The sequence below is a fragment of the Psychrobacter cryohalolentis K5 genome, assembly GCF_000013905.1.
GTDB classification, from domain to species: domain Bacteria; phylum Pseudomonadota; class Gammaproteobacteria; order Pseudomonadales; family Moraxellaceae; genus Psychrobacter; species Psychrobacter cryohalolentis.
Genome location: NC_007969.1, coordinates 781418 through 804739, shown reverse-complemented (window position 1 = coordinate 804739; position 23322 = coordinate 781418). Strand labels below are relative to the sequence as shown.

19 protein-coding genes and 1 other RNA gene are annotated in these 23322 nt (G+C 41.7%); 8 read left to right on the top strand and 12 right to left on the bottom strand.

The features are described from left to right. Nucleotides 1–263 precede the first annotated feature (263 nt). The 3 genes from PCRYO_RS03520 to PCRYO_RS13445 all read left to right on the top strand — a co-directional run bounded on the left by PCRYO_RS03520 (nt 264) and on the right by PCRYO_RS13445 (nt 4576). On the top strand, nt 264–899 hold the full coding sequence (locus PCRYO_RS03520; RefSeq protein ID WP_011513027.1) for a response regulator: 636 nt from the start codon (nt 264–266) through the stop codon (nt 897–899). A gap of 40 nt (nt 900–939) precedes the next feature. Further along, nucleotides 940–2670 carry a sensor histidine kinase gene (locus PCRYO_RS03515; protein WP_011513026.1) on the top strand — a complete coding sequence of 577 codons (1731 nt, stop codon included), beginning with the start codon at nt 940–942 and terminating at the stop codon, nt 2668–2670. Nucleotides 2671–2836: 166 nt separating this feature from the next. Next, nucleotides 2837–4576 (top strand): sigma-54-dependent transcriptional regulator, encoded by a 1740-nt coding sequence (locus tag PCRYO_RS13445; RefSeq protein ID WP_011513025.1) that lies wholly within the window; start codon nt 2837–2839, stop codon nt 4574–4576. Between the two features lie 28 nt (nt 4577–4604). Here the strand turns inward: PCRYO_RS13445 and PCRYO_RS03505 are convergent, their stop codons facing one another. Then, the gene (locus PCRYO_RS03505) at nt 4605–6167 is read right to left on the bottom strand and encodes a S41 family peptidase (protein ID WP_011513024.1); all 1563 of its coding nucleotides are present in this window, start codon (nt 6165–6167) and stop codon (nt 4605–4607) included. Between the two features lie 266 nt (nt 6168–6433). Next, entirely contained in the window at nt 6434–8092 is a 1659-nt protein-coding gene (gpmI, locus tag PCRYO_RS03500; protein ID WP_011513023.1) for a 2,3-bisphosphoglycerate-independent phosphoglycerate mutase, read from the bottom strand. A gap of 237 nt (nt 8093–8329) precedes the next feature. Here gpmI and ssrS point away from each other — a divergent pair. Then, a non-coding RNA gene (gene ssrS / locus PCRYO_RS13040) (6S RNA) lies at nt 8330–8525 on the top strand. 121 nt (nt 8526–8646) lie between these two features. Here ssrS and PCRYO_RS03495 read toward each other — a convergent pair. Further along, nucleotides 8647–9279 (bottom strand): FxsA family protein, encoded by a 633-nt coding sequence (locus PCRYO_RS03495; RefSeq protein WP_011513022.1) that lies wholly within the window; start codon nt 9277–9279, stop codon nt 8647–8649. Nucleotides 9280–9432: 153 nt separating this feature from the next. Here PCRYO_RS03495 and ruvC point away from each other — a divergent pair, with 153 nt between their 5' ends. Then, the gene (gene ruvC, locus PCRYO_RS03490; RefSeq protein WP_011513021.1) at nt 9433–10017 is read left to right on the top strand and encodes a crossover junction endodeoxyribonuclease RuvC; all 585 of its coding nucleotides are present in this window, start codon (nt 9433–9435) and stop codon (nt 10015–10017) included. 186 nt (nt 10018–10203) lie between these two features. Here ruvC and PCRYO_RS03485 read toward each other — a convergent pair whose 3' ends face one another. The 6 genes from PCRYO_RS03485 to PCRYO_RS03460 form a co-directional block, all read right to left on the bottom strand. Next, on the bottom strand, nt 10204–11091 hold the full coding sequence (locus PCRYO_RS03485) for an META domain-containing protein (RefSeq protein WP_011513020.1): 888 nt from the start codon (nt 11089–11091) through the stop codon (nt 10204–10206). Nucleotides 11092–11370: 279 nt separating this feature from the next. Beyond that, entirely contained in the window at nt 11371–12018 is a 648-nt protein-coding gene (locus PCRYO_RS13285; protein WP_011513019.1) for an IS256 family transposase, variant Zn-binding type, read from the bottom strand. 483 nt (nt 12019–12501) lie between these two features. Beyond that, entirely contained in the window at nt 12502–13164 is a 663-nt protein-coding gene (locus PCRYO_RS03475; RefSeq protein ID WP_011513018.1) for a glutathione S-transferase family protein, read from the bottom strand. Nucleotides 13165–13452: 288 nt separating this feature from the next. Continuing rightward, nucleotides 13453–14091 (bottom strand): peroxiredoxin, encoded by a 639-nt coding sequence (locus tag PCRYO_RS03470; protein ID WP_011513017.1) that lies wholly within the window; start codon nt 14089–14091, stop codon nt 13453–13455. Nucleotides 14092–14353: 262 nt separating this feature from the next. After that, nucleotides 14354–15109, bottom strand: a complete 756-nt coding sequence (locus PCRYO_RS03465) for a phospholipase D family protein (RefSeq protein WP_011513016.1) — start codon at nt 15107–15109, stop codon at nt 14354–14356. A gap of 142 nt (nt 15110–15251) precedes the next feature. Then, a complete protein-coding gene (locus tag PCRYO_RS03460; protein ID WP_011513015.1) occupies nt 15252–16991 on the bottom strand; it encodes a glutamine--tRNA ligase/YqeY domain fusion protein in 1740 nt (579 codons plus the stop codon). Nucleotides 16992–17362: 371 nt separating this feature from the next. Between PCRYO_RS03460 and PCRYO_RS03455 the strand changes: the two genes are divergently transcribed. After that, complete coding sequence (locus PCRYO_RS03455; protein ID WP_011513014.1) at nt 17363–17878, top strand: peptidylprolyl isomerase; 516 nt, start codon at nt 17363–17365, stop codon at nt 17876–17878. 87 nt (nt 17879–17965) lie between these two features. Further along, nucleotides 17966–18814, top strand: a complete 849-nt coding sequence (locus PCRYO_RS03450) for a UDP-2,3-diacylglucosamine diphosphatase (protein ID WP_011513013.1) — start codon at nt 17966–17968, stop codon at nt 18812–18814. A 146-nt stretch (nt 18815–18960) separates the two neighbouring features. On the opposite strand, the gene PCRYO_RS03445 is transcribed toward PCRYO_RS03450, so the two are convergent. The 3 genes from PCRYO_RS03445 to surE form a co-directional block, all read right to left on the bottom strand. After that, on the bottom strand, nt 18961–20262 hold the full coding sequence (locus PCRYO_RS03445; protein ID WP_011513012.1) for a lytic murein transglycosylase: 1302 nt from the start codon (nt 20260–20262) through the stop codon (nt 18961–18963). A 76-nt stretch (nt 20263–20338) separates the two neighbouring features. After that, on the bottom strand, nt 20339–21151 hold the full coding sequence (locus PCRYO_RS03440) for a M23 family metallopeptidase (RefSeq protein WP_011513011.1): 813 nt from the start codon (nt 21149–21151) through the stop codon (nt 20339–20341). A 123-nt stretch (nt 21152–21274) separates the two neighbouring features. Next, the gene (surE, locus tag PCRYO_RS03435) at nt 21275–22084 is read right to left on the bottom strand and encodes a 5'/3'-nucleotidase SurE (protein WP_011513010.1); all 810 of its coding nucleotides are present in this window, start codon (nt 22082–22084) and stop codon (nt 21275–21277) included. A gap of 517 nt (nt 22085–22601) precedes the next feature. Here surE and PCRYO_RS03430 point away from each other — a divergent pair. Beyond that, nucleotides 22602–23039, top strand: coding sequence for an MCR_0457 family protein (locus tag PCRYO_RS03430; protein ID WP_011513009.1), 438 nt, complete (start codon nt 22602–22604; stop codon nt 23037–23039). The last annotated feature ends 283 nt before the right edge of the window (nt 23040–23322 follow it).

The window sequence follows — 23322 nt, the reverse complement described above, 5'->3', positions numbered from 1 at the left end:
CTAAATCAATTAGATGGCATTTCAGTGCCACATTCAAATTTTACTACACTTACTTGATGTTACAGCAATATTAGTTAACATTATCGCAATATAGCATTACATTAACGCTGGTAGACACCTTATTACGTCTCTACTGTCCAAATAAAGCAATTAATATTGGCTTTTTTATGCGTAAATGAGTGTTATTGGTCAAATAGATTGATTAAGATGACTTAAATTTAGCAGTGCACCCTTTATTCTGATAGATAGAAAAGAGTATAACAATGATTCGAGTATTAGTAGTAGATGATCATGATTTGGTGCGGATGGGTATTAGCCGTATGCTGGCAGATAGTGCAGATATCGAAGTCGTCGGTGAGGCAGACAGCGGTGATATGGCGATAAAGATGGCAAAACAGCTGCGTCCTGATGTGATATTACTGGATGTCAATATGCCCAATATCGGCGGTCTGGAAGCAACCAAACGCTTGATTCAGCTGGATATGGGTATCAAAATTTTGGCAGTTAGTAGTATGTCAGCTCAACCTTATCCCTCAATGTTGATTAAAGCAGGCGTCAATGGCTATATTACTAAAGGCACACCGCTTGATGAGATGATACGAGCGGTCAAAAAAATCTATCAAGGTGGACGCTACTTTAGCCAAGACGTCGCTGAACAATTAGCTGACGTACTATTATCTGATAATGCCAATTCCCCTTTTGATTTGCTCAGTGATCGTGAGAAGCAAGTAGCAATGATGGTGGTCAACTGTCAAAGCCCTCAACAAATTGCAGACCAGTTATTTGTCAGTGTGAAGACCATCAATACCTATCGTTATCGTATTTATGAAAAAGTAAATGTCGATAGTGATGTGAAATTGACGCATTTGGCGATTCGCCATGGTCTTATTCAACCCTAATTATCAAGTCCCTCTCATTAAGCACATTAGTTATTAATCCATGAATCCTGCCAAATCTGCCTCCAAGCTTATCGCTGTTATTACTGACTATCTAGAGCAAGATGATATTTTGCCTGTGCCGCAGTTACGCAAACTGGGGATGATTTATAGCAGTTATCGCTTTATCGTCAGCTTGTTTTTTATGCTGATGGTATATATTACGGTTCGCACGGATGGCAGCCCATCATTGCCAAGTTTCTTGCAGCAAACCGTGCTCAGTTTTTACGTTTTGCTGAGTTTAATCTTGCTAGGATTATTTTATACCGTTGGTAAGCATATGCGCCGACAGCTGGCTTTTGGGTTGGCGCTAGATGTCATTATCCTAAGCTTACTGCTCTATACCGCTGGCGCACCTGATTTGCAGCTGACCATGCTATACATGGTGGTGGTAGCAGCAAGCTTTATGTTATTACATGGCTCACAAGCATTAATTATTACTTTGCTTGCCATTATTTTTGTGATTTATCAGCAGTTTTTTTATGCCATTGCCAATAGTATGAGTTTGGCAAATTTAGGCAGTGCCCTACTCATGTCAGCCAGCTTTTTGGCAGTAGGCGGTCTAAGCTGGTCGATATCGCAGCGCTTGGTACAGCTTGAAAAAGTGGCGGTTCGCCATGCCAAAGAAGTCGAGCGTTTAAATAGTATCAATCAAGAAGTCATCTCTCAAATGGTCAATGGTGTCATCGTCATTGATGACAAACAAGTGGTCTTAGCCAACCTTGCGGCTTATCAGCTACTTAGCATCCCAAGCCGTCATGACAATCAGTCAAAACCAGTAGCCGCTTTTGAGCAGCAACTTGGCCAACAACATCTGCAATTGTTTAATGCTTGCTTATCGGTAGCCGCAGGACTAACGCGTACTTTTATTTATGAGCTGCCTGCTGTTGCCAACTCTTCTATCATTGGCAAGCTACGTGTCGATATTATTCCGTTAAAAGACGACAGTAAACTCATTATATTAGAGGATTTACGCCGTGAACAAGCCAGTGCGCAACAATTAAAGCTCGCCTCACTTGGACAGTTGACCGCCAGTATCGCTCATGAAATCAGAAACCCTTTGGCAGCTATTTCGCAAGCTAGCCAGTTGCTAATAGAAGATGTTATAGAAAGCGAGATGGACAATGACAATGCCCTAAGTCCTTTCGCTAATAATGATATAAATAGCCAGATGACTGGCAACCATGAGCTTTATAAAATGATATTTTCGCAAACAAAACGCGTTAATCGCATTATCGAAGACGTATTAAAACTGTCGCGCCAGCAAACGGCCAATCAACAAACCATTATCCTTGCTGATTGGATGCCTGTATTTTTAGACAATTACTTTAAAGGACATGATGTCTTTCTACATGTTCTTACCCAGCCTACCATCTCTTTTGATATTCATCAGTTAGAGCAGGTACTCATCAATTTAATCAATAATGGTTTACGCTATAGTAGTTACGCCCACCCTCATGCCTTTGTGGAAATCGAAATTTATTGTGCCGATAACGATGTTATAATCGATGTTTTGGATGGCGGTACTGGTGTTAATGCAGATGATTTAAGCGCTTTATTTAATCCGTTTTTTACCACCGAACAATCAGGCACAGGGCTTGGGCTATATTTATCACAAGCCTTTTGTGAAGCCAATCAGGCACGCTTACTGTATGTGCCTGAGCATCAAAAAACCTGCTTTAGGCTAATTTTTCCTGCTGTTCATAATGACATCGTTAGTCCAACTTTTATCTAAAGAAGAAAGAATTACTTCTCAAAAAAAATTGAAAGAAAATGTAAAACAAAAGGCTTTATATTGTTCATTAAAAAATACCTGTAACCAATGCAGTTATTAAGACTGATAAACCCTTAGAGCGTTATTTTATATACTTTTGTAGCACTTGAAAACAATGAGATGATGTATGACAACCACCGCGCTAGTCGTTGATGACGAAGTAGATTTATGCCGTTTGATGCAAATCACCCTGACCAAAATGGGTATCAAAAGTGATGTTGCCTATACATTGTCGCAAGCGAAATCGTACTGGCAAGACAATGACTATGATTTTTGTCTAACCGATTTAAAACTCCCTGATGGTTCGGGATTAGAGTTGGTCAAACATATCAGTGCCAGCTCCAGTAAGCCCATTGCGGTGATTACAGCGCATGGTAGTATGGATTTAGCGATTGAAGCACTAAAGCTTGGGGCTTTTGATTTCGTCAATAAACCGCTTGAGCTACCCCGCTTACGGCAATTGGTTGAAAACGCGCTAAAGGTAATACAACAAGATTTGACTGCCAAGTCCACGCCGCAACGCTCACCTGAACAGCAGATGCTTGATGAGCGCCTGATTGGTGATTCGGCGGTAATGCATCCTTTAAAAAACACGATTTTAAAATTGGCTCGCTCACAAGCGCCAGTATTTTTGTCAGGGGCTTCAGGTACAGGTAAAGAAGTCGTTGCGCGGCTCATTCATGACTTAAGCCCGCGGCGTGACGGCAGTTTTGTGCCAGTCAATTGCGGGGCGATACCATCAGAGCTGATGGAATCAGAGTTTTTTGGTCATAAAAAAGGCAGCTTTACAGGTGCCGTTGCGGACAAGCAAGGTCTATTTCAGCAAGCCAATGGCGGTACTTTATTTTTAGATGAGGTAGCAGACTTGCCTTTAGCGATGCAAGTGAAGTTGCTACGGGCTATTCAGGAGAAAACTGTACGCGCGATTGGCGATACCAAAGAAGTGCCTGTCGATATTCGTATCTTGTCAGCCACGCATAAAGATTTAAACCAGCTGGTACAGACAGGGTTGTTCCGTCAGGATTTATATTACCGCATTAACGTGATTGAGCTTAAATTACCAACATTGAATGCACGGCGCGATGATATACCGGTATTAGCCACGCATTTTTTAGCGCTGATTGCTGAAGAGTGGCAGTTGGAGTCGAAGCCTTTATTAACTGCAGAGGCTTGCCTGCGTTTACAGCAGCATGATTTTGCGGGTAACGTTCGTGAGCTGCGTAATGTACTTGAACGTGCCGTTACTTTGGCTGAAACCTCAACTATTGATATAAGCCATCTCGGCTTATCTGACTTAAATGTCCATCAACAGGCGCATATGCCTCAAAAAATCAATGAAGATAACGCATCTGATTCAATAGAAAATATAGATAAAGACGATAGAGAACCATCATCTATCAAAAGTGTCTCGACGCAGCAAGCAAAGGCTAATCTGCACCCTTATCGTACGATGACTCATCACTATGCTGCAGTGAAGCAATCTTCGATATCCGGTACGATATCCGACTCATCGTCTTCCGCAATAGGAATAGAGCAGCAATCAGTGACAGCAATGGCGGAGCGCGCTGAATCAGTAAACAAGAACGCAAATAGTGATAAGACCGATTCTGTAGCCAATCTCGACAGTAGCATTGATGGCAATATTGATATATTAAACAGTATCGCGATAAAAAGCAGCGTCAGTGGTCAGCTACCAGCACAAGGGTTAGAGCACTATCTCCAAGAGCAAGAAAGACAACTTATTATCACTGCACTTAAGCAAACTGGCTGGAATAAAACCCAAGCCGCTGAACTATTAGGAACCACTTTTCGATCCTTACGCTATCGTATGACCAAACTTGAGATTGCAGAAGATCAAGCTGAATAAGGGGCTTTGATATAGAATTGTGACTAGATTAGAGCTTTTCCTTAGATGTTGGTTTTTCAATAACATTCTTTATAGCTGTATTATTTTTAATAATACTATTTTTAGGATCGGGCTTTTTCTCAGAGCGTACAAATCGAATACCTGAAGTAAGTGCTTTCTTTCGTAATAAATCAAGCGCTTGCTGCTCCCACGTGCTTTCACTGCCCGATAGAGCGATATCAGGCTCTACCCCAATACCATCTATCTTTTTACCTGAAGCAGTCATATAGTTGGCAACCGTAAGCTTGACCGCTTGCTCATCGTTAAGCGGTATCACCGATTGTACAGAGCCTTTGCCGTAACTGACCTCACCTAAGACAGTGCCACGCTTTTGCGCTTGCAAGCTACTGGTCAACACTTCTGCCGCTGACGCCGAATAGCGATTTTGCAACACCACTACCGGTAGTGCCTCAAGCAATGCTGCACCTCTAGTCGACAATGTACGGGAATCTGCTTGGCGACTCTTTATCTGTACCACATCCGTATCTGTCATAAATAGGCTAGCAACGCTCACAGCGGATGCCAATACGCCACCTGGATTATCACGTAAATCTAGTAGTATTCCTGTGACAGGCTTATCCAAATCGATCAAACTTTGTAGCAGTTTTTCACGGCTATTATTTTGAAATGCTGGCAACCTAACAATGGCCATACCATCTACAAAACGAGTTTCAATAATTTGAGGATGGCTATTATTACGTTGTAAAGTGGTGACATGTTTACGGCGTCCTGCCTTGGACGTCACCACATCTACTTGCGTACCGGCAATGCCTGTCAAAAGCTGCTCGATATCGTTACTTTCTTCATCTTCGCCAAGCTTAAACTCATCGACTTGGTGTAGATAATCGCCAACTGCGATACCCTTTTTATCGGCAGGTGAATCATCCAGTACCTCAGTGATGACCCAATAACCCAAGGCTGATTGATACTCAACTTTGATGCCAATATCGCCGACATCGCCTTCCGTAAAAGCACGCAGATTCTCATAAGCTTCAGCGTCCAAAAATTCCGCATGGCTATCGAGCTTGGTCAACATGCCGCTCATAGCATTATTAAACAGTTCTTCATCATTAACCGTATCGACATATTCACGACGCACCAAATCAATCAAAGCAACAAAGGTCTTCAACGTTTCAGGAGAAATAGCATTTAATGACACTTGAGCCACTTCGGCAGGAATGTCGGTATTAATAATAGGCGATTCATTGTTCAGCACACTTTCATCCGCCACACTATCAATTAAATCGTCAGCTTGATCAGCAGATTCAAGCATATCAGCAATATCTGATAGATCATCTGCACCGTTATCTAATGGTACATTATCAGCATTTAAACTGATGAGTTGTAAGCTTGCCGTACGACTTGCGTTGCGCCCTGCCGCAGTATCTTTGACAGCCGCTTGCGCTGGTATAGCAATCATACTTAAGCCCAGAAAACCCACGATAAGCGTCGGCTTTAAGACATTAGTGTAGCTAGATATCGTACTCATTGATTGCTCGAGTCTTTTAGAGGTCAATGGAAATGTACGACTGATAGGAGTGTTAAAATGCATAAAAATCACCTGAAAATTTGTCCAAAGTTAAGCCATCATTATTATAGGATTGTTATATGGTTATTATTGAATAATAGCCCATAAGATAGCATCAAGCACCCTTATAAGAATAGGAGAGTATTGCAAGTAACTTAGGTGAAATGTTAGACAAAATGTAGCAACAAAAAAGGGAGAGCTGATCAATAGCTCTCCCTTTTAATATTAATTTACTTTGAAAGTAATGTAACGCTACTAGTATAAATTTCTAGCGCCTTATTATAATTGGATTATTGATGGGCAACTAACAGACTTTCGCCTGTCATCTCTTTCGGCGCTTCGATATCCATTAAGGCCAAAATAGTAGGTGCAACATCACTAAGCTTACCGCCGCTACGGACTTGTACTTTTTTCTCACCGACATAAATAAGTGGCACGTGCTCAGTAGTATGCTGAGTATGGACTTGACCACTCTCATAGTCTTGCATCTGCTCACAGTTGCCATGATCTGCTGTAATCAGCATATCGCCGCCTGCCGCACGTACTGCTTCTGCCACGCGCCCAACGCAGATATCTAACGCTTCTACTGCTTGCACCGCAGCATCAAAGATACCAGTGTGACCGACCATATCACCATTGGCATAATTGACAACTAGCACGTCATATTTACCAGATTCTATCGCTTCCACCAATCTATCTGTCACTTCAGGCGCGCTCATCTCAGGCTGCAAGTCATAAGTAGCAACATCTGGCGATGGCACTAAGATGCGTGTCTCACCTTTATATTCATCTTCACGCCCACCACTAAAGAAGAACGTCACATGAGCATATTTTTCAGTTTCAGCAATACGTAACTGGGTCTTGCCCTTATCTTGCAAATACTCGCCAAGAGTATTGGTCAATGAATTTGGATAATAAGCGATGCTGGTTTTAGGATTATCTGCTAACACATCAGAATACTTGGTCAACATCACAAATGCCGCAAGTTTTGGCTGCTTATTGCGGGCAAATCCTGAAAACTCATGATCCGGTAATACGAAAGCTTGCGCAAGCTCACGAGCACGGTCAGCACGGAAATTCATAAAAATAAGAGCATCATTGTCATCAACGGTATAAGGTACCTCATCACGTCCAATTACGACCGTTGGATTAATGAATTCGTCGGTTTCGCGTGCTTTGTACGCAGCTTGCACTGCCCCATCAGCACGAGTTGCTAAACGATCCGCTTTACCTTCAGTGATCAGCTCATAAGCTTTTTGCACGCGATCCCAGCGATTGTCACGATCCATTGCATAGTAACGCCCAATAATAGTCGCAATCTGTACACGACCACTCTCATAATGGGCATTCAACTTTGCGATATGATCACGAAGACGATTGATATATTTATCAGCAGACTTAGGCGGCGTGTCACGTCCATCTAAAAAGCAATGCACAAAGACGTTTTTGGCACCATGTACCAATGCGGAATGGCACATTGCTTCAATATGGTCTTGATGAGAATGGACGCCACCATCTGACAGCAAGCCCATAATATGCACATTGCCGCCCAATGTATTGGCGGCTTTTACTGCATCGACCAAGGCTTCATTTTTATAAAAATCACGACTGGCAACTTCACTTGAGATACGAGTTGAATCTTGATAAAGCACGCGCCCAGCGCCCAAATTCATATGCCCAACTTCTGAATTACCAAACTGACCATCTGGCAAACCAACATCTTCTCCTGACGCTGATATCAATCCATGCGGATACTGTTCATAAATATTATCTAAATTTGGCATATTAGCGGCAGCAATGGCATTATCTTTATCATCTTCACGATGCCCAAACCCATCTAATATCATTAATACACGCGGCACTTTCTTATTATTATCACTATCTTGCTGCTTGCTTAATTGTGGCTGATTATCGTCGATAGATTCTGATTGTTGCTGGGTATTGGTCATGGATTACCGCTCCTCAAGTGAATGAACGCCTATAATGCTGTATTAGGATGTCTAAAGTTGTCTATATTAGCACACATCTTGAAATAGCTGAAAAGTGAGCTTCTAAGTCAACAATTGATTACTATATGAATAGTTTAGGATTTAATAATAATCTTATGGTAATCATGCTAATTATCAAACTCACGTAGCAATCTGTAAATCGTACTTGCAATCACTCAAACCATTGGTTAAGATAATTATATTCTGAAGTGTTGGCTAGCAGATGTTTATTCCCTGAGCCGATAATGCTTTACCAGGATGTGGTACCTATTGCTTCATTGTGTATGCCTGCACCGCTTGCGGTGTATCAGGAAACCTGCCGAGGCAGTGACGCATCCGCCCTGAACTTCACGGTTCATGGGTCACCATCTTGCGGCGGCACTTCGGTTGTTATATTCGGTTAGTAGTTTTTTTATTTATAAGCACTATATTTATAAAGAATGAATTACAGCTACTAAAAAGCCCCTTTTGTCATTGACGAAAGGGGCTTTTTCTATGCTCGTCTATTAATTCAACTATTCGTCATTAGCAGATTTAGTGATTTTTTTCACGTCTTTAGGAATGGTTTTTGCTGTCCCATCAATCGTTGTATGCTGTTTGAACACATCACCAAACGGATTTTGTTGTTGCTGACCAAACGGATTTTGGCCATTCGTGCCGCCTGCTCCGCCGAATGGGTTTTGACCTCCCATGCCGCCAGCACCACCGAATGGGTTTTGTCCGCCGCCCATTTGTCCACCCATCTGCTTGGCCATCATCTCCATCATTTTTTGTTGATTGTTCATGACGTAATTATTGGCAAAGTCTTTGAGCTTTTTCTGTACGGGTGGCAAGATAACCAGTAACGCCAATAAGTCACTAAGCACACCGGGAATGAGTAGCAAAATACCAGCCGCTGCCATAGCCACACTTTTGATCATGGTTGACTCTTGCGGACGCATCGACGGATTCATCATACCGCCTGCCTTCATCTGCTGGGCCATTGGGTTGAGAGCGGCCATGCCTTTGCGCAGGAGCGAAATACCGATGACGGCGGCGATAATAAACCAAATAAACACCAACCAGCCACTCGTAAATTGAGCAAGCAAATACCAAAGCAGCATCTCGATAATAAACCATACAATGGCAATACCAACTATCTGACCCATAAAGTGTCGTCCTATAAAATAAAAACCAATAAATTGAGCGCCATGCAAATTAAAATGGCTAACATATGATGTATATGGGGATTGATTGCTATACTATCAAACTTACGGCTAATTTTTAAGCCATAAAACAAAATGTAAGTAAGACGGAACACTATGGCAATTATTATTGGGATTGATCCAGGTTCACGCATGACCGGCTATGGCATCCTTCAACAAACGGGCGATAAGCTCACCTATATTGATTCAGGCACCATTCGTACAGATACCAAAGAGATGCCTGAACGCCTAAAACGTATTTTTAATGGCTTGACGCGTATTACTCAGCATCATCTAAAATATGCAGATGAGCCTATTTATACGGCAATTGAACAAGTATTTATGGCAGAAAACCCTGATTCAGCGCTTAAGCTTGGGCAAGCACGTGGCGCAGCCATTGCAGCGATGGTAGCCCTGGATTTGGAAGTTTCAGAATATACTGCACGCCAAATCAAACAAGCCGTTTGCGGCTATGGCGCAGCAGCAAAAGAGCAAGTACAAGAAATGGTGTGCCGGATACTGACTCTGGATTTTGTACCACAACAAGATGCGGCAGACGGTCTTGCCTGCGCCATCTGTCATGCACACTCAAGCCATTCAATGAACAAATTGATATTAAATAGTGCCATGCGCGGGCGCGGTGCGTCTAAGAAAAAAGGTCGCTGGCGCTTAACTGAAGAAGATTTAGGCAATTTGCGTTAAAACAAGCAATTAAGCAATTAAGCAATTAAGCAATTAAGCAATTAAGCAATTAAGCAATTAAGCAATTAAGCAATTAAGCAATTAAGCAATTAAGCATAAAAAAACACGCGGTCAAATGGCGCGTGTTTTTTTATGCTCGTTTAAGGTTACTATTTAATGTATTCATTCGTTAATAACCAATCAGCCCTATTCTACGACTGAGCTTTCAATAACGGCGTCCAAGACATAGGCATATTCTTCACCTTCTGATACCTTATCGCTGTCTAATTGATAACGTTGTAGGCGTAGCACTTCATCATGCTTACCATCATGCTCATAGCCATCAATCTCACCATTAAATGCAGCCCACTTGCCTTCACTGACTTTAATACCTTGATCATTATAGGTGACTGGTTTTACTTGCAAACACATCTCTAAGCTATTATCAGAGCACACTGTTTCATTGGCATTTACGGCCCAAAATACCGTCTCACCTTTACTATTGTACTTGGCTTGTGACGTCAACCTACCTTTCCAAGTCAAAGTAACCGCATTGCTGGTCACTTGCGTTAGGACTGGGTTATCACCTTCAGTGACACTGAGCTCACTAGTACCCTGCATCAAAGTATCTAAACGATTTTCTGCCTTATTTAGATTTTCGCATAGCATTTTGGTACTCATGCTGTCTTCTGTCGTTAACGTATGACCTTGCAACTCATAACCTGCACTCATAGTGTTACAGCCTACACCATAATTTAGTGTGTTATGACCTTGGTTTTGTTTAAACGACAGCATTACTTGGTTTTTAATATCTACAAGCGTCGTTATGACAGGTCCACCACTTTTATCATCAATATCGATTAGTGTCCAACGATAACGTGCAAGATTTTCAATCATTTGTTCTTCAGCACTCATCTCGCTTGCCTTAGCTAACGTGGCATTATTATTCGCTATATCAGCATCTGCAGTGCTAACATTGGTATCAGCTGACTCGAGATTTGCATCCGTTGGAACAGACGCATCTTGGCAAGCACTTAATGCCAGACTTATCGCTAGCATACTTGGCAATAGGGCGGATTTAAAAGATAGTGTCATGAAGATCATACCTTGCAGTTATACTTTTTAATTCAACTTTTTGACCCATTTAATCTACAAAATCTGACTGTCACAATTATAAGACGGATATCAGTCAAATTCTTCAAAGGGCATTTAAAAAGATGCTTATAAAAGGGTAATAATCTGACCACTATAGCGCTCATAAGTGATATAGGTGTAACGAAGTGTTTAATTTTATAGATTCATAGTAAATTTCGGTGTAATGGACAAAATTCATGCTAAAAAGTAGAAGGTAGTCGCTAATGGACATAATTCATGCTATTTGAGTGACTTTGATGCTAAAAAGTCTTTAATAAACCGTAACTTACGGCGCTCATTTAGCCCATGATGACTGTGTAATTGTCGCTTTAACTCACTAAACAAACCTTCAAGAGAATTTGTGGTGCTTGGTATGTCTAACTGCTCACATTCTTGATAAGTAAATAACCAATCACTATTGGTTCTGAGACTACGATAAGCACTTCTAAGACGCTTGTGGGTGTACCACGTTTTACCAGTATCGTCATTGGTACTACGCTCATTAAGATAATCTTCATGAGTCAAATACCAATAATCTAAGTGCTCTATGAAGTCAGCTTTATTAAGCTGTGTTAAGTCTAAAGCAAGCCCTCTAAGTTCAATGCTCGCGATGTTCTTAGGACGACGAGTCAGGTAACGAGTCACTATTTGCATTTGATGAAACTGACACATCTGACAAGGGGTGCTAATAAAAAGCGTTCTAAGTCCTCGTCTGCCATCGCAGGTAATGCTTTGTACATCAACGCCTAACGATGCTAAGTGATCCACTCCTTGCTTATAAGCACTGTTGGTTTCATGACTCACTACAGCGTAATAAAGAACGGTTCTAGTGGTGTTGTCCATAAAGACCATTAAACCAAACTTGCGACCAAAGTAGGTGGTGTCCATGATGATATTAGCAGTCGTAGGACGTTTAACTGGATACTGGGTACTGACTTTATCTAAGCGCCTTTGAATGGTTTTAAGACTACAGTGATACTTATCAGCCAGTTGTTTGTAGGTCTGTTTCCCTTGGGTATATTCAGTCCAAAGGGTTTGATTATTGAGTCTTTTACCACCTAAAAACTGCCGTCTGCAAGCCAGACATTGATACTGTTGTTTGCCTAGCTTGCGTCCATTCTTTTTGATGTGTTTATCACGACAAAAAGGGCAGTTTTTTGATTCATGGCGTTGATTCCTTGCAAATATAGACAGTATATAGCGTTAGACCCTACGCCAGCATGAAAAATGTCCATTACACCTAAATTTCACATATATGCTGATCCTATTTTTAATGTTAACCATAGCAAAACAGCCCTGCGTCGTTAGGAATTATCCTCGTTACGCAAAGCTGTTGCTGCTTATCATTACATTTTTAAAAAATTTACTACTTTAATCTTCTTCATGAACAGGTTTGGCTTTTGCCATGTTTTTGATGCTAAAACGCTCGTTCATCATTTGGTAAAAACGGGCAAGATTGTCGCCTTGTTCATTGGGATTGACTTGAAGGACTTTGCCAAAATCTAAACCCAAATACAGCACAATATCAGCAAAGCTCAGCTGGTCACCGACCAGATACTCATGACCCTCCAACAGGGTTTCAAAATATGCTAATGCTTTGACAGCACGTGCGATAGATGGTGCGACAAACTCTGGTACTTGCTCAACACGCTGGGCTTTTGATGGGTGGCTATGCTGAAAGGCGAGCATAAAGTTATATAGCACCTCAAATTCGGCGATACGGCGCATAGAGCATACTTGCGCACGCTGTACCACATCATTGCCCATCACCGAGCGCTCACCATAAACACGGTCGAGATATTCGCACACTGCCTGCGAGTCATTGAGTACAGTACCATCATCTAATGTCAAAACAGGTACGGTTTGCATGGGATTTATTTTGGTAAATGCCTCTGACATTTGCTCGTTGGCAGCAAAATCGATATCAATCACATCGAGGTCATCCATATCATCAATATCGATACCTTTTGATGCTAGCAAAATAAGTGCTTTCCGTGGATTAGGTGCTGTACGGGTGACATATAATTTTTTCATAAAAACTCCTTGTAAGGTGGGCTTAAAAGCGACTTAGCGCTGCTATATTTTATTATGATTGTTGTGTCATCAAGTATCAAATGCACTATTAACTCAAGTATTAACGATAACGATTCATCTCTAAATCATGCATACTTGATTTACTAGTTATAGCGTACTCTGTTCATCATAGCAAAGCCTTATTTAGCTGATGCTTCTGATGTTAAGCTGAATAACAGAAAGCCCCACAATTTTGCATTATGGGGCTTTTTAAATCATCTCTTCATCAAGCTCACATGCTCCAGCTTATTATTTATTAGGTGCAGGAGTGGTACGTAGATACGGCTTAATTTCTGTGTGACCTTTTGGATATTTGGCAGCGATATCTTCGTTTTTAACACTTGGCGGAATGATAACGTCATCACCATCTTTCCAGTCTACTGGCGTTGCGATGTTGTATTCATCAGACAATTGCAGTGCGTCAATCACACGAAGAATCTCGTCAAAGTTACGTCCACAGCTAGCAGGATAGGTCAGTGTTAGTCGAATCTTTTTGCTTGGGTCAATAATAAAGACGCTACGTACGGTATGCGTGCTGTCTGCATTTGGATGCATCATGTCATACAGCTCAGCCACTTCTTTATTAGGATCAGCGATGATGGGGAAGTTCAGTTCAGTACCTTGAGTTTCACCGATATCTTTTGCCCAGGCATGATGGTCATCGATACCGTCAACAGAGATACAAATTGGCTTCACGCCGCGCTTTTGAAATTCGCCATTTAGCGCAGCAGCACGACCGAGCTCAGTGGTACATACTGGGGTAAAATCGGCTGGATGTGAGAAGAAAACCACCCAATTATCACCCGCCCATTCATGGAAATTGATATCACCTTCAGTAGTGGTTGCATCAAAATTTGGTGCGGTATCGCCTAAACGTAAATGTGCCATGCTTGATTCCTTATTTATGATTGTGACGAGCGCTATTATCGAATGCTATCTACGCGCTCTCTTATTATCAACGACATACTCAGCGGTTAAAATATCTACCAAGCATCTCAACAAAAAAACTGACTTTATCTTAACAAACTGGTTATGAATGTCTTGTGACGGATTGTAATGCGGTTATTCCTTTTATTACTAACACGAAGGTAGCAAAATTATTCTTTGAAAACAAAGTAATGAGGTAAAAAGTGAGAAGTTAAATAGACGTTTATATCACCATCCCTGAATCCCACAGACAAAACTCACCAAACTTTCCACGCTTACTCGTACCACCTGCGGCACGCCCAGCATCTGTTAATAACAACTCACCTTCTTGCTCTTGCAAATACCCCGCTGTCAGTAATTTATCGTTTAATTCTTGGGTTTTAAAGCCCAGCTCTTTGGCAAGCTTTGCCGTCGTTAACTTAGAATAATTAGGTGTTGCTACTTCTGTAGGTTTAGCAGAATGAGTTTCAGTAGGGACTCGAGAAGCACTCTCAGAACTAAGGTTGTTATCAACACTATTACTAGGCTCAATTATTTTCTCAAGTGACATTCTGACTTCATCACTGATACGAATAATGCGCTGGGCTTCTTCATAAGTATCGGCATAGAGTTTCGCATCTTCATTACGGTAAATCAGTACGCCCATTTCATTATTATTGACTTGGCTGAATTCATAAAGGTTTAAGCTCGTAATAATGCACTCATTTTCGTTCAGGTAACACTTTGCATGCAAGTTTTTACAAAAGCTGGTGCGAATAAAAGTCAGATTTTTGAGCCAGTTTATTTCTTCTGGGTGCAAATCATTCTTGCCATAAACGATTCTAATATCAATTTTGAGACGATTACGATCTTCTAGCAACTCTTTAATACGCTCATTCAGCTTTAGATAGGGGCTAATAATAATCAATCTATCAGACGCATTTTTAATCAACTCTTCTAAATGATAAGTCGTGCCACTGCTGTTTAAAAATTTTGCCATTTTAATACCCTCACCATCTACGATTAAAATTTATACTTATTCACAAAAAAGCCCATCCCTAGCGTACTAGAAATGGGCAACATTGCAAACCACTATTGTTCAGTATTTTCTTACAATAAATATGAACTGCACTAATGATAAATTAAGCGGGTTTATAACTATCACGTAAGCTCACGATTTGGTTAAAGACAGGCTTATCACTGCTATGATCTTCGCTATCAGAGATAAAGTAACCTTCACGCTCAAACTGGAAGCGCGTGCCAGCGTCTGCATTGACCAATGATGGCTCAACTACAGCATTTAGCTCAGTCAATGAGTTAGGATTCAAGGCTTGATGGACGTCAGCGACGCCACTTGGGTCTTCGACACTAAATAGCTGCTCATACATGCGCACCGTTGCTGAAACGCCTTGGCTAGCCGATACCCAATGAATCACGCCTTTAACTTTACGACCTTCAGGATTATTGCCCAAAGTCGCCGGATCAATCGTTGCTTTAAGCTCAATCACGTTACCGCTATCATCTAAAATATGCTCCGTCACGGCCAATACATAGGTATTACGCAGACGAATTTCATTTTTCTCTGGTGATAAACGCTTATAACCTGCTGGCGGCTCAATTTCATAATCGCCTTGGTCAATATAAATGGTCTCAGTAAATGGAATTTCACGTTCACCCATATCGACATTGGGATGATTGGGCTGAGTTAGCCATAAAGTCTGCGAGGCATCGTCAAAACGTGCTTGAACGGTGTCAGCCTTTTGCAAATCCCAACTGCTAACAGCATCGCTAAAGTTGGTAATGGTCACTTTTAATGGCTTAAGTACCGCCATACCACGACCAGTTGTCGTCTCTAGTGACTGACGAATACTAAATTCTAATAAGCGAAAGTCTACAACACTGTCTACTTTGGTCACGCCAACACGCTCACAGAAATCACGTAAGCCTTCTGGTGTATACCCACGGCGACGCATGCCAGCAATCGTCGGCATACGTGGATCGTCCCAACCGCTAACGATATTTTCATCAACCAGCTGCTTTAATTTGCGCTTACTGGTCAATGTATGGTCGACATTTAGACGAGAGAACTCATACTGATGCGGCGGTTGCTCAAAGCCAACTTTTTCTATTGCCCAGTCATAAAATGGACGATGGTCTTCAAACTCTAACGTACATAATGAATGGGTAATGCCTTCAAGCGCATCAGATAACGGGTGAGCAAAGTCATACATCGGATAAATGCACCATTTATCCCCCGTTTGGTGATGTGCTTGATGCATAATTCGATAGATAACAGGATCACGTAGGTTCATATTAGGGCTTGCCATATCAATCTTGGCACGTAGCACTGCTTTACCTTCAGCATATTTGCCCTCTTTCATATCATCAAAGAGTTGCAAATTTTCTTCAACACTGGCATTACGATGTGGTGACGCTGTGCCTGCTTCATTAAATGAGCCACGATTTTCTTTAATTTGCTCAGGCGATTGCAAATCTACATAAGCATCGCCTTGCTTGATCAGCTGAATCGCCCAAGCATGAAGTTGGTCGAAATATCCTGAGGCATGGTACGCCTCTCCTGCCCACTCAAAGCCCAACCATTTTACATCATTCTCGATGTTATCAATGAAGTCTTGCTTTTCTGCGGTTGGGTTGGTGTCATCAAAGCGCAGGTTGCAGATGCCGCCAAACTCCTCAGCCACACCAAAGTTTAGGCAGATGGACTTTACGTGTCCCAAGTGCAAGTAACCATTTGGCTCAGGTGGAAAACGAGTGACAATCTGTTGGTATTTCTGCGCATTAACATCATCACGAATAATATTACGAATAAAGTCGTTTTTGTGTTCGTCTTTTTGTGCATTATTGCTTGAGTGCTCACTCATCGGGCATTGCTCCTAACGCAAATGGTCAATTCATACGACGTGCCATCACGCCTCATGTAAAATTCAAAATATTTGATAAAGTAAAACGATATCGTAAAACAAGCCTCAGCCATTAAATTTAAGCCAATTTACAAAAATTTGGGTTATAAAAACAGTGTGTTATAAACACCAAGCTATGATGACTTTTTGTCAAAATCGTTTAGAAATGGGTAAAGTTGCGTTATTCTATCAGCTTTTGCAAACGCATTAACAGCCTGATACATGACACGGGATAAAAAAGCCGTTAGACTAGCCATAACTTTTTATCCACCAACTTTTTATCCACCACTTAACAGCGTCATTTTAGGCGCTGCAATAAAGAGGAATATCCTATGGTAGACATGCCACCAGTAGTAGAACTTGACACCAGTATGGGTGCGATCGTTATCGAACTCAATGAAGAAAAAGCACCAAAAACCGTTGAAAACTTTTTAAACTACGTAAAATCTGGTCATTATGATGGCACGATTTTCCATCGCATCATTGACGGCTTTATGATTCAAGGCGGTGGAATGGACGCTGAGATGAATGAAAAAGCCACCAACAAGCCAGTAGAAAACGAAGCAGATAACGGTTTAAAGAACGACGCTGGCACGATTGCTATGGCGCGTACGCAAGATCCACATTCAGCGACTAGCCAATTTTTTGTCAACGTAAAAGACAATGACTTCTTAAACCATTCTGGCAAAAACATGCAAGGTTGGGGTTATACCGTATTTGGTAAAGTAACAAGCGGTATGGACGTCATCGAAAAAATGCGTGGCGTCCCAACCGGTCGTTTCGGCATGCATGCTGATGTACCAAAAGAGCCAGTGGTTATCAATTCAGCCACCATCATCACTCAGTAATCATTCTTCAATAGTTATTACTCAGTAGCGATGAATCAGTGAAAGCTTATGAGTCGTTACTGTTTAAAGTTATGAGGATAAGGATAAATGCAAAGTTTCAGCCATCTAATTACCACCCGCCCTCATGAGGTGCGACAAGTATTGATTAGCGATTTGCATTTATCGCCTGAAGAGCCTGCCTTAGTGCAGGCTTTTTTGGCGCTGCTTGATGATTGCCTTGCTCTGCCTGCGCTAAAACGCCTATTTATATTAGGTGACTGGTTTGAAGTCTGGCTTGGGGATGATTTTTATTTGTCTTTATCCGAAGAGGAACGACAAAAACATTGGCTCACACCACTTATCATTAAATTAAAAAAACTGCGCATAGCTGGCTGCGAGATTTTGGTCATGCACGGCAACCGCGATTTTTTGTTAGGGCAGCCATTTTGTAATATATTCGGTGGCGAGCTTATTTATGAGCCGTATACATTAACCGTTGGACAGCAAAACTATCGCTTAGAACACGGTGATGCACTATGCGTTGATGACAAAAAGTATCAGTTTTTTCGTAAAGTAATGCGTAATCGTTTGACGCAGTGGTATTTGCTTAATAAATCGTTAGAGAAACGCTTGGCGATTGCTGATAATATGCGGCAAAAGAGTCAGCAAAATAATGCCAATAAAGCGGCTCATATCATGGATGTTAATGAAGCAGCAGTGAATAAAGCTATTTATCGCTTTGACGCTCTACTACATGGTCATACCCATCGTCCTGAAATCCACCAAAGTAATGAGGGTAAAACTCGCTATGTCCTTGGTGATTGGCGACTGTTAAATAAGGACAAGCGACAGCAAAAAGTGAGTGCCGTGATTGGTGCGATTACAGCAAGCGTAGATGAAGGTATTATTGCTGAGAGTGCAGAGTTTAACTTATTTGAATTTAACATTACTATTTAAATACCTAAACATCAAAACTGCTGCTGTTATCCTTATACAATGAAAAACTCCGTTATAAAACGGAGTTTTTTTTATTTAGTAACATCGTTATTTTTAAACAACCTTTGAAAACAACGATTATCCAAAAATAGTGATTTCAACCTATCTCACCACCCAGCCAATGAAGACGCGCTACGCTGAGTAATAAAACCATCTGGCGTTTGACCGTTGGCTGCTTGCCAGCGCTGGAATGCATTGCGAGTATTGGTACCTACGATACCATCAGAGCCTTTTGTATCGTAGCCTGAGCTTGTCAAACGCTGTTGTAAATTGCGTACTTGCGACGTTGATAACGGACGCTCATAACGCGGCCATGACTTTTGCAAACCGCCTTGTCCAATCAGCGCTTTACCCAGTAAGCTAACACCAAGGGCATAGCTTGATGAATTGTTATAGACTTTTATGACATCAAAATTTGGACTGAGTAGCAGTACTGGACCGTCTTTACCCGCTGGCAGCCACAACTCCATTTGAGTGTTACCATCCAAGGACACATCGGCTATGGTATCGACGCCCATTGACGCCCATCTAGCAGCAGGCTGCTTAGTACCAACCAGTGTGTAATCAAATGATGACGGAATGGTTGCTTCATAAAATGGTGCCAAACCACGTACCCAACCTGAATTGCTCAGATAATTAGCAGTAGATGCCAAGGCGTCGCCCGTCGACCATGGATTGCGATGTCCATTACCATCACCGTCAACGCCATGTTTAAGCCAGGTATCAGGGATAAACTGCGTCTGCCCCATACCGCCTGCCCAAGAGCCGTCGAGCTGTGACCAAGACACATCGCCGCGCTGTAATAGTGTCGCTAGTGATAATAGCTGAGTTTCGGCAAATTCTTGACGGCGCCCATCATAAGCAAGGCTAGCTAGCGAGCTTGGAATACTACTATTACCTGTTACTACGCCGTATGACGACTCCATGCCCCAAATCGCTGCAATGATTTCTGCATTGACGCCATATTGCGACTGTAACTGCGATAAATACGTGCGTTGCTCAGCGAACTTACGCTTGCCAGTACTGACGCGACCATCTGATACCGCAGAATCGACATATTCCCATGGCATTTTTGAAAACTCTGGCTGTCCTGAATCAAGCGAGATGACTTGTTGATTTAAATACGCAGAATCGAGCAGACGACGAACCGTAGCAGCATCATGACCTGATGAAATGGCACGCATAGAAAAATCAGACTTCCAATCAGAAAAACTATTGTAGCTTGGCTTTGCGGGTGTTGGTTTAATGACCGGTGCTGGAGTCGGCTTCACTTGAATGGTTTGAGTCTGGGTAATTTGCACATTACCTTGACGAACTGGCTTATTAGGTTGCTGCATCGCCTGCTGACTGGTACAACCAACCATTACTAAGGCAGGGAAAAAGGCAAGGTAGTGTTTATTTAATCGCATAAGAGGTCTCAAGTATCCGTAAGTAAGGTGCAATGTGGCTTAGATAATTCCATTTAATTGCCAAACAATAATAAATTTAACGCCCTAGTACCGCTCGTGGATCGATAGGGTTGCCATTTAAGCGTACTTGAAATTCCAAACCCACTTGATTGGTCTGACCACTATTACCCATATTTGCGATACGTTGACCACGCTGAACGCTATCGCCCTCTTTCACTAACAGCTGGCTGTTATGGGCATAAGCAGTGATATAGTTGTCACTATGACGAATCATAATCAAGTTGCCATACTCTGGCAGACCGTTACCCGAATAAAGAACCGTACCTGATTGACTTGCTTGCACTGGATCACCTACGTTACCAGCAAACCACATGCCCATCGTGCTAGATGCTGCATCGAAATTGCGGGTTATTTGATTGCGAGTCGGATACTCATAGCCTGACGTTGCATTGGCAGTCACTTCATAGACGGGCGGTTGTGAATAGTTAGGCGTGCTGCTCACAGGCGGTGTATAGGTTGGCTGTGTAGGTGCAGAGTCATTGTTCGAAGCGTTGTAGCGATTACTATTATTAGCGCTTGCCGGCTCACCTTGCCATAGTTTGAGCCACTGACCACTATAAATGGTGTATTTACTGTCTAGGCCATTCAGTGAACCAATTTGACGGTAATTGAGATTATAGCGCGCCGCCACTTGACTGACCGTATCGCCGCGCTGCACACGATGATAGTTAGGAACCCCTTGATTATTGGTAATAATCTTCGGTCCCGCTTGGTTGGCTGATTGGTAAGTGGGTTTGGTGGCGCAACCTACCATCGTTACTGTGGCAGCCGCCATCGTGCCCAGCAATGCCACCGTGATAAATCGCGATCCAGCAATAAGCTTCTTCATACAAGATTTCCTATTCTTTATGTTACGTACAAACTCCTTGTGTGACTCACAAGCATTTTGCTAACTGTTATACCGTTTAAGTGTTTAGCTATCTTAGCTGCCATCATCAATATTCGATTCATCTTACAGCATTAACGCTGATAGCATATCGAGTGTGGCGGCTGGCGTATGGTGCAAACGTACAGGCGATAGACTGATGTAACCTGCGGCAACCGCTTGATCATCAGTCATAGTAGTACCAGACGAAACATGATCAGTATTATCTGCCCATATATCCTGACGCTTGCGTAGTGATAACCAATATGCATCTCGCCCGCGTGGATCTACCACATGGTGGACAGGACGCGCTATCTTCCTATGCCCCAAAACTGTCATTTTGCGACCGTTAATCTCATCAGCATTACTCACATCAGGAATATTAACGTTTAATACGTGATAGGGCAAATTTTTGCAAATATCCAATATTGGCGTATCTGTCAATAATTTCACAATCTCACTTGCTGCCATTTGATAATGACGCTCACATTCCTGCTCACTGCTTTTTGCCCCACCGCCTACCAATGAGGTCGCAATAGCGGGTATACCAAATAACTGAGCGGTTAATGCCGCCCCAAAAGTGCCTGAAAACAAAACGTCTTGACCAAGATTGGCACCTGAATTGATCCCCGTAATCACACAATCAAAATCCGTGTCAGAATATATTTCGTTTAATGCCAGATAGATACAGTCAGCTGGTGTGCCATTGACAGCAATAAAACCAGAAGGCAATTGATGCGTATATAAGGGTGTGGTGATACTTAATGCACTGGCGCAGCCACTTTGCTCGCTATTTGGCGCGACAACCATGACCTCGGCCATAGTAGATAATGCCTCATATAGTGCCAGCAAACCTGGTGCATAAACCCCATCGTCATTGCTCATTAAAATCTTCATATTTACTCAATCTATTTATGAATGACCGTTCATCCACTTATCTACGTTATTTGCGTAAAGTTGCTATAATCACCGCTATTGGCACTAAGGTCATTCTACTTAAAAGCATAATAATCAAAGCTATATCAGTTGTTTATACTGCTCATCTATGTCTGTTTGCATAGTAAATAGCTATGATTATTTCGGGCGATTATACCCTAATAGACTATTGAGACGAACCCACTCTTCATACATAATTTGCATAATAACGTAGTTTATTGAATGATTTGCCCAGAGCAAGACTCCTATTTTTCATCATTAAAAACCTGCGCTGAGGTTACAGTAGGCTACAACCCACAACATTTACAACTTATACTTTTATGTTGAGGTAACTTACCGGTTTATAATACGGCTATGTTGCTGGAGACCTGATTTAGCTCACAATATCTCTACACATAAATCAATATTTTATGTGACATTTGTTTTTTTACCCATTAACATAGCACCATTAAATAAAGATAAGCGAGTGTGATACTGAATGAAAAATCAATCGATATTATCTATGACTTCTGTATTGGCAAGAAGTGCCTCAAAAGTCGGGCTAGCAGCATTGATAACATCTATTGCGATGCTGTCTCAAGCCACAAATGCTGCACCCAATTCTGCGACGACCATACCTTTAGATTTATCTGGTATCAATATCACAAAACATGAAATTGCGGTTATGCAAGTGCTGTCAGAGATATGCCCGCCGATGCTAAATGGTAAGCAAAAGCAACGTTTTTATAAGTCTTATAACGTGCAGCTTCATGAGTTGATGCCATCATTAGAAGACCCAAAAGCAGCTATCCAGTACTTATCTACTCAGCAAGATTATCGTCAAATTCTGCAAGGTATTCGTAGCTGGACGATGGGATTTTCTAAGCAAGACAATAAAGCATTGTGTGAAGATTTAGCGAATGCTGAATATCAGTAGTAGCCCTTTATTGATACGCTATGTTATCGAAATACGTTTTTAAGCCATAGTAAGAGGTTAAAGAGGTAAAGATCGCCATAATTAATGATAACAATCTACTTTCTTATCTCTTTAATATCTGTATAAAGTGGTCAAATAAGTATTATATAAGCCAGTGCTGAATGTTTATTTAGATGACTCGCTACAAAAAGCTTGCTGCCATCCCTATTATTTAATAAGGATAGCAGCAAGCTTTTTTATGAGTGAAGTTTATAAAATTATTCGCTTTATTTTTAATAACGTC

Coding starts and splice junctions, on each gene's coding strand:
- PCRYO_RS03520 (WP_011513027.1), top strand. CDS start 264: ATGATTCGAGTATTAGTAGTAGATGATCATGATTTGGTGCGGATGGGT.
- PCRYO_RS03515 (WP_011513026.1), top strand. CDS start 940: ATGAATCCTGCCAAATCTGCCTCCAAGCTTATCGCTGTTATTACTGAC.
- PCRYO_RS13445 (WP_011513025.1), top strand. CDS start 2,837: ATGACAACCACCGCGCTAGTCGTTGATGACGAAGTAGATTTATGCCGT.
- PCRYO_RS03505 (WP_011513024.1), bottom strand. CDS start 6,167: ATGCATTTTAACACTCCTATCAGTCGTACATTTCCATTGACCTCTAAA.
- gpmI (WP_011513023.1), bottom strand. CDS start 8,092: ATGACCAATACCCAGCAACAATCAGAATCTATCGACGATAATCAGCCA.
- PCRYO_RS03495 (WP_011513022.1), bottom strand. CDS start 9,279: ATGGGTCAGATAGTTGGTATTGCCATTGTATGGTTTATTATCGAGATG.
- ruvC (WP_011513021.1), top strand. CDS start 9,433: ATGGCAATTATTATTGGGATTGATCCAGGTTCACGCATGACCGGCTAT.
- PCRYO_RS03485 (WP_011513020.1), bottom strand. CDS start 11,091: ATGACACTATCTTTTAAATCCGCCCTATTGCCAAGTATGCTAGCGATA.
- PCRYO_RS13285 (WP_011513019.1), bottom strand. CDS start 12,018: ATGGACACCACCTACTTTGGTCGCAAGTTTGGTTTAATGGTCTTTATG.
- PCRYO_RS03475 (WP_011513018.1), bottom strand. CDS start 13,164: ATGAAAAAATTATATGTCACCCGTACAGCACCTAATCCACGGAAAGCA.
- PCRYO_RS03470 (WP_011513017.1), bottom strand. CDS start 14,091: ATGGCACATTTACGTTTAGGCGATACCGCACCAAATTTTGATGCAACC.
- PCRYO_RS03465 (WP_011513016.1), bottom strand. CDS start 15,109: ATGGCAAAATTTTTAAACAGCAGTGGCACGACTTATCATTTAGAAGAG.
- PCRYO_RS03460 (WP_011513015.1), bottom strand. CDS start 16,991: ATGAGTGAGCACTCAAGCAATAATGCACAAAAAGACGAACACAAAAAC.
- PCRYO_RS03455 (WP_011513014.1), top strand. CDS start 17,363: ATGGTAGACATGCCACCAGTAGTAGAACTTGACACCAGTATGGGTGCG.
- PCRYO_RS03450 (WP_011513013.1), top strand. CDS start 17,966: ATGCAAAGTTTCAGCCATCTAATTACCACCCGCCCTCATGAGGTGCGA.
- PCRYO_RS03445 (WP_011513012.1), bottom strand. CDS start 20,262: ATGCGATTAAATAAACACTACCTTGCCTTTTTCCCTGCCTTAGTAATG.
- PCRYO_RS03440 (WP_011513011.1), bottom strand. CDS start 21,151: ATGAAGAAGCTTATTGCTGGATCGCGATTTATCACGGTGGCATTGCTG.
- surE (WP_011513010.1), bottom strand. CDS start 22,084: ATGAAGATTTTAATGAGCAATGACGATGGGGTTTATGCACCAGGTTTG.
- PCRYO_RS03430 (WP_011513009.1), top strand. CDS start 22,602: ATGAAAAATCAATCGATATTATCTATGACTTCTGTATTGGCAAGAAGT.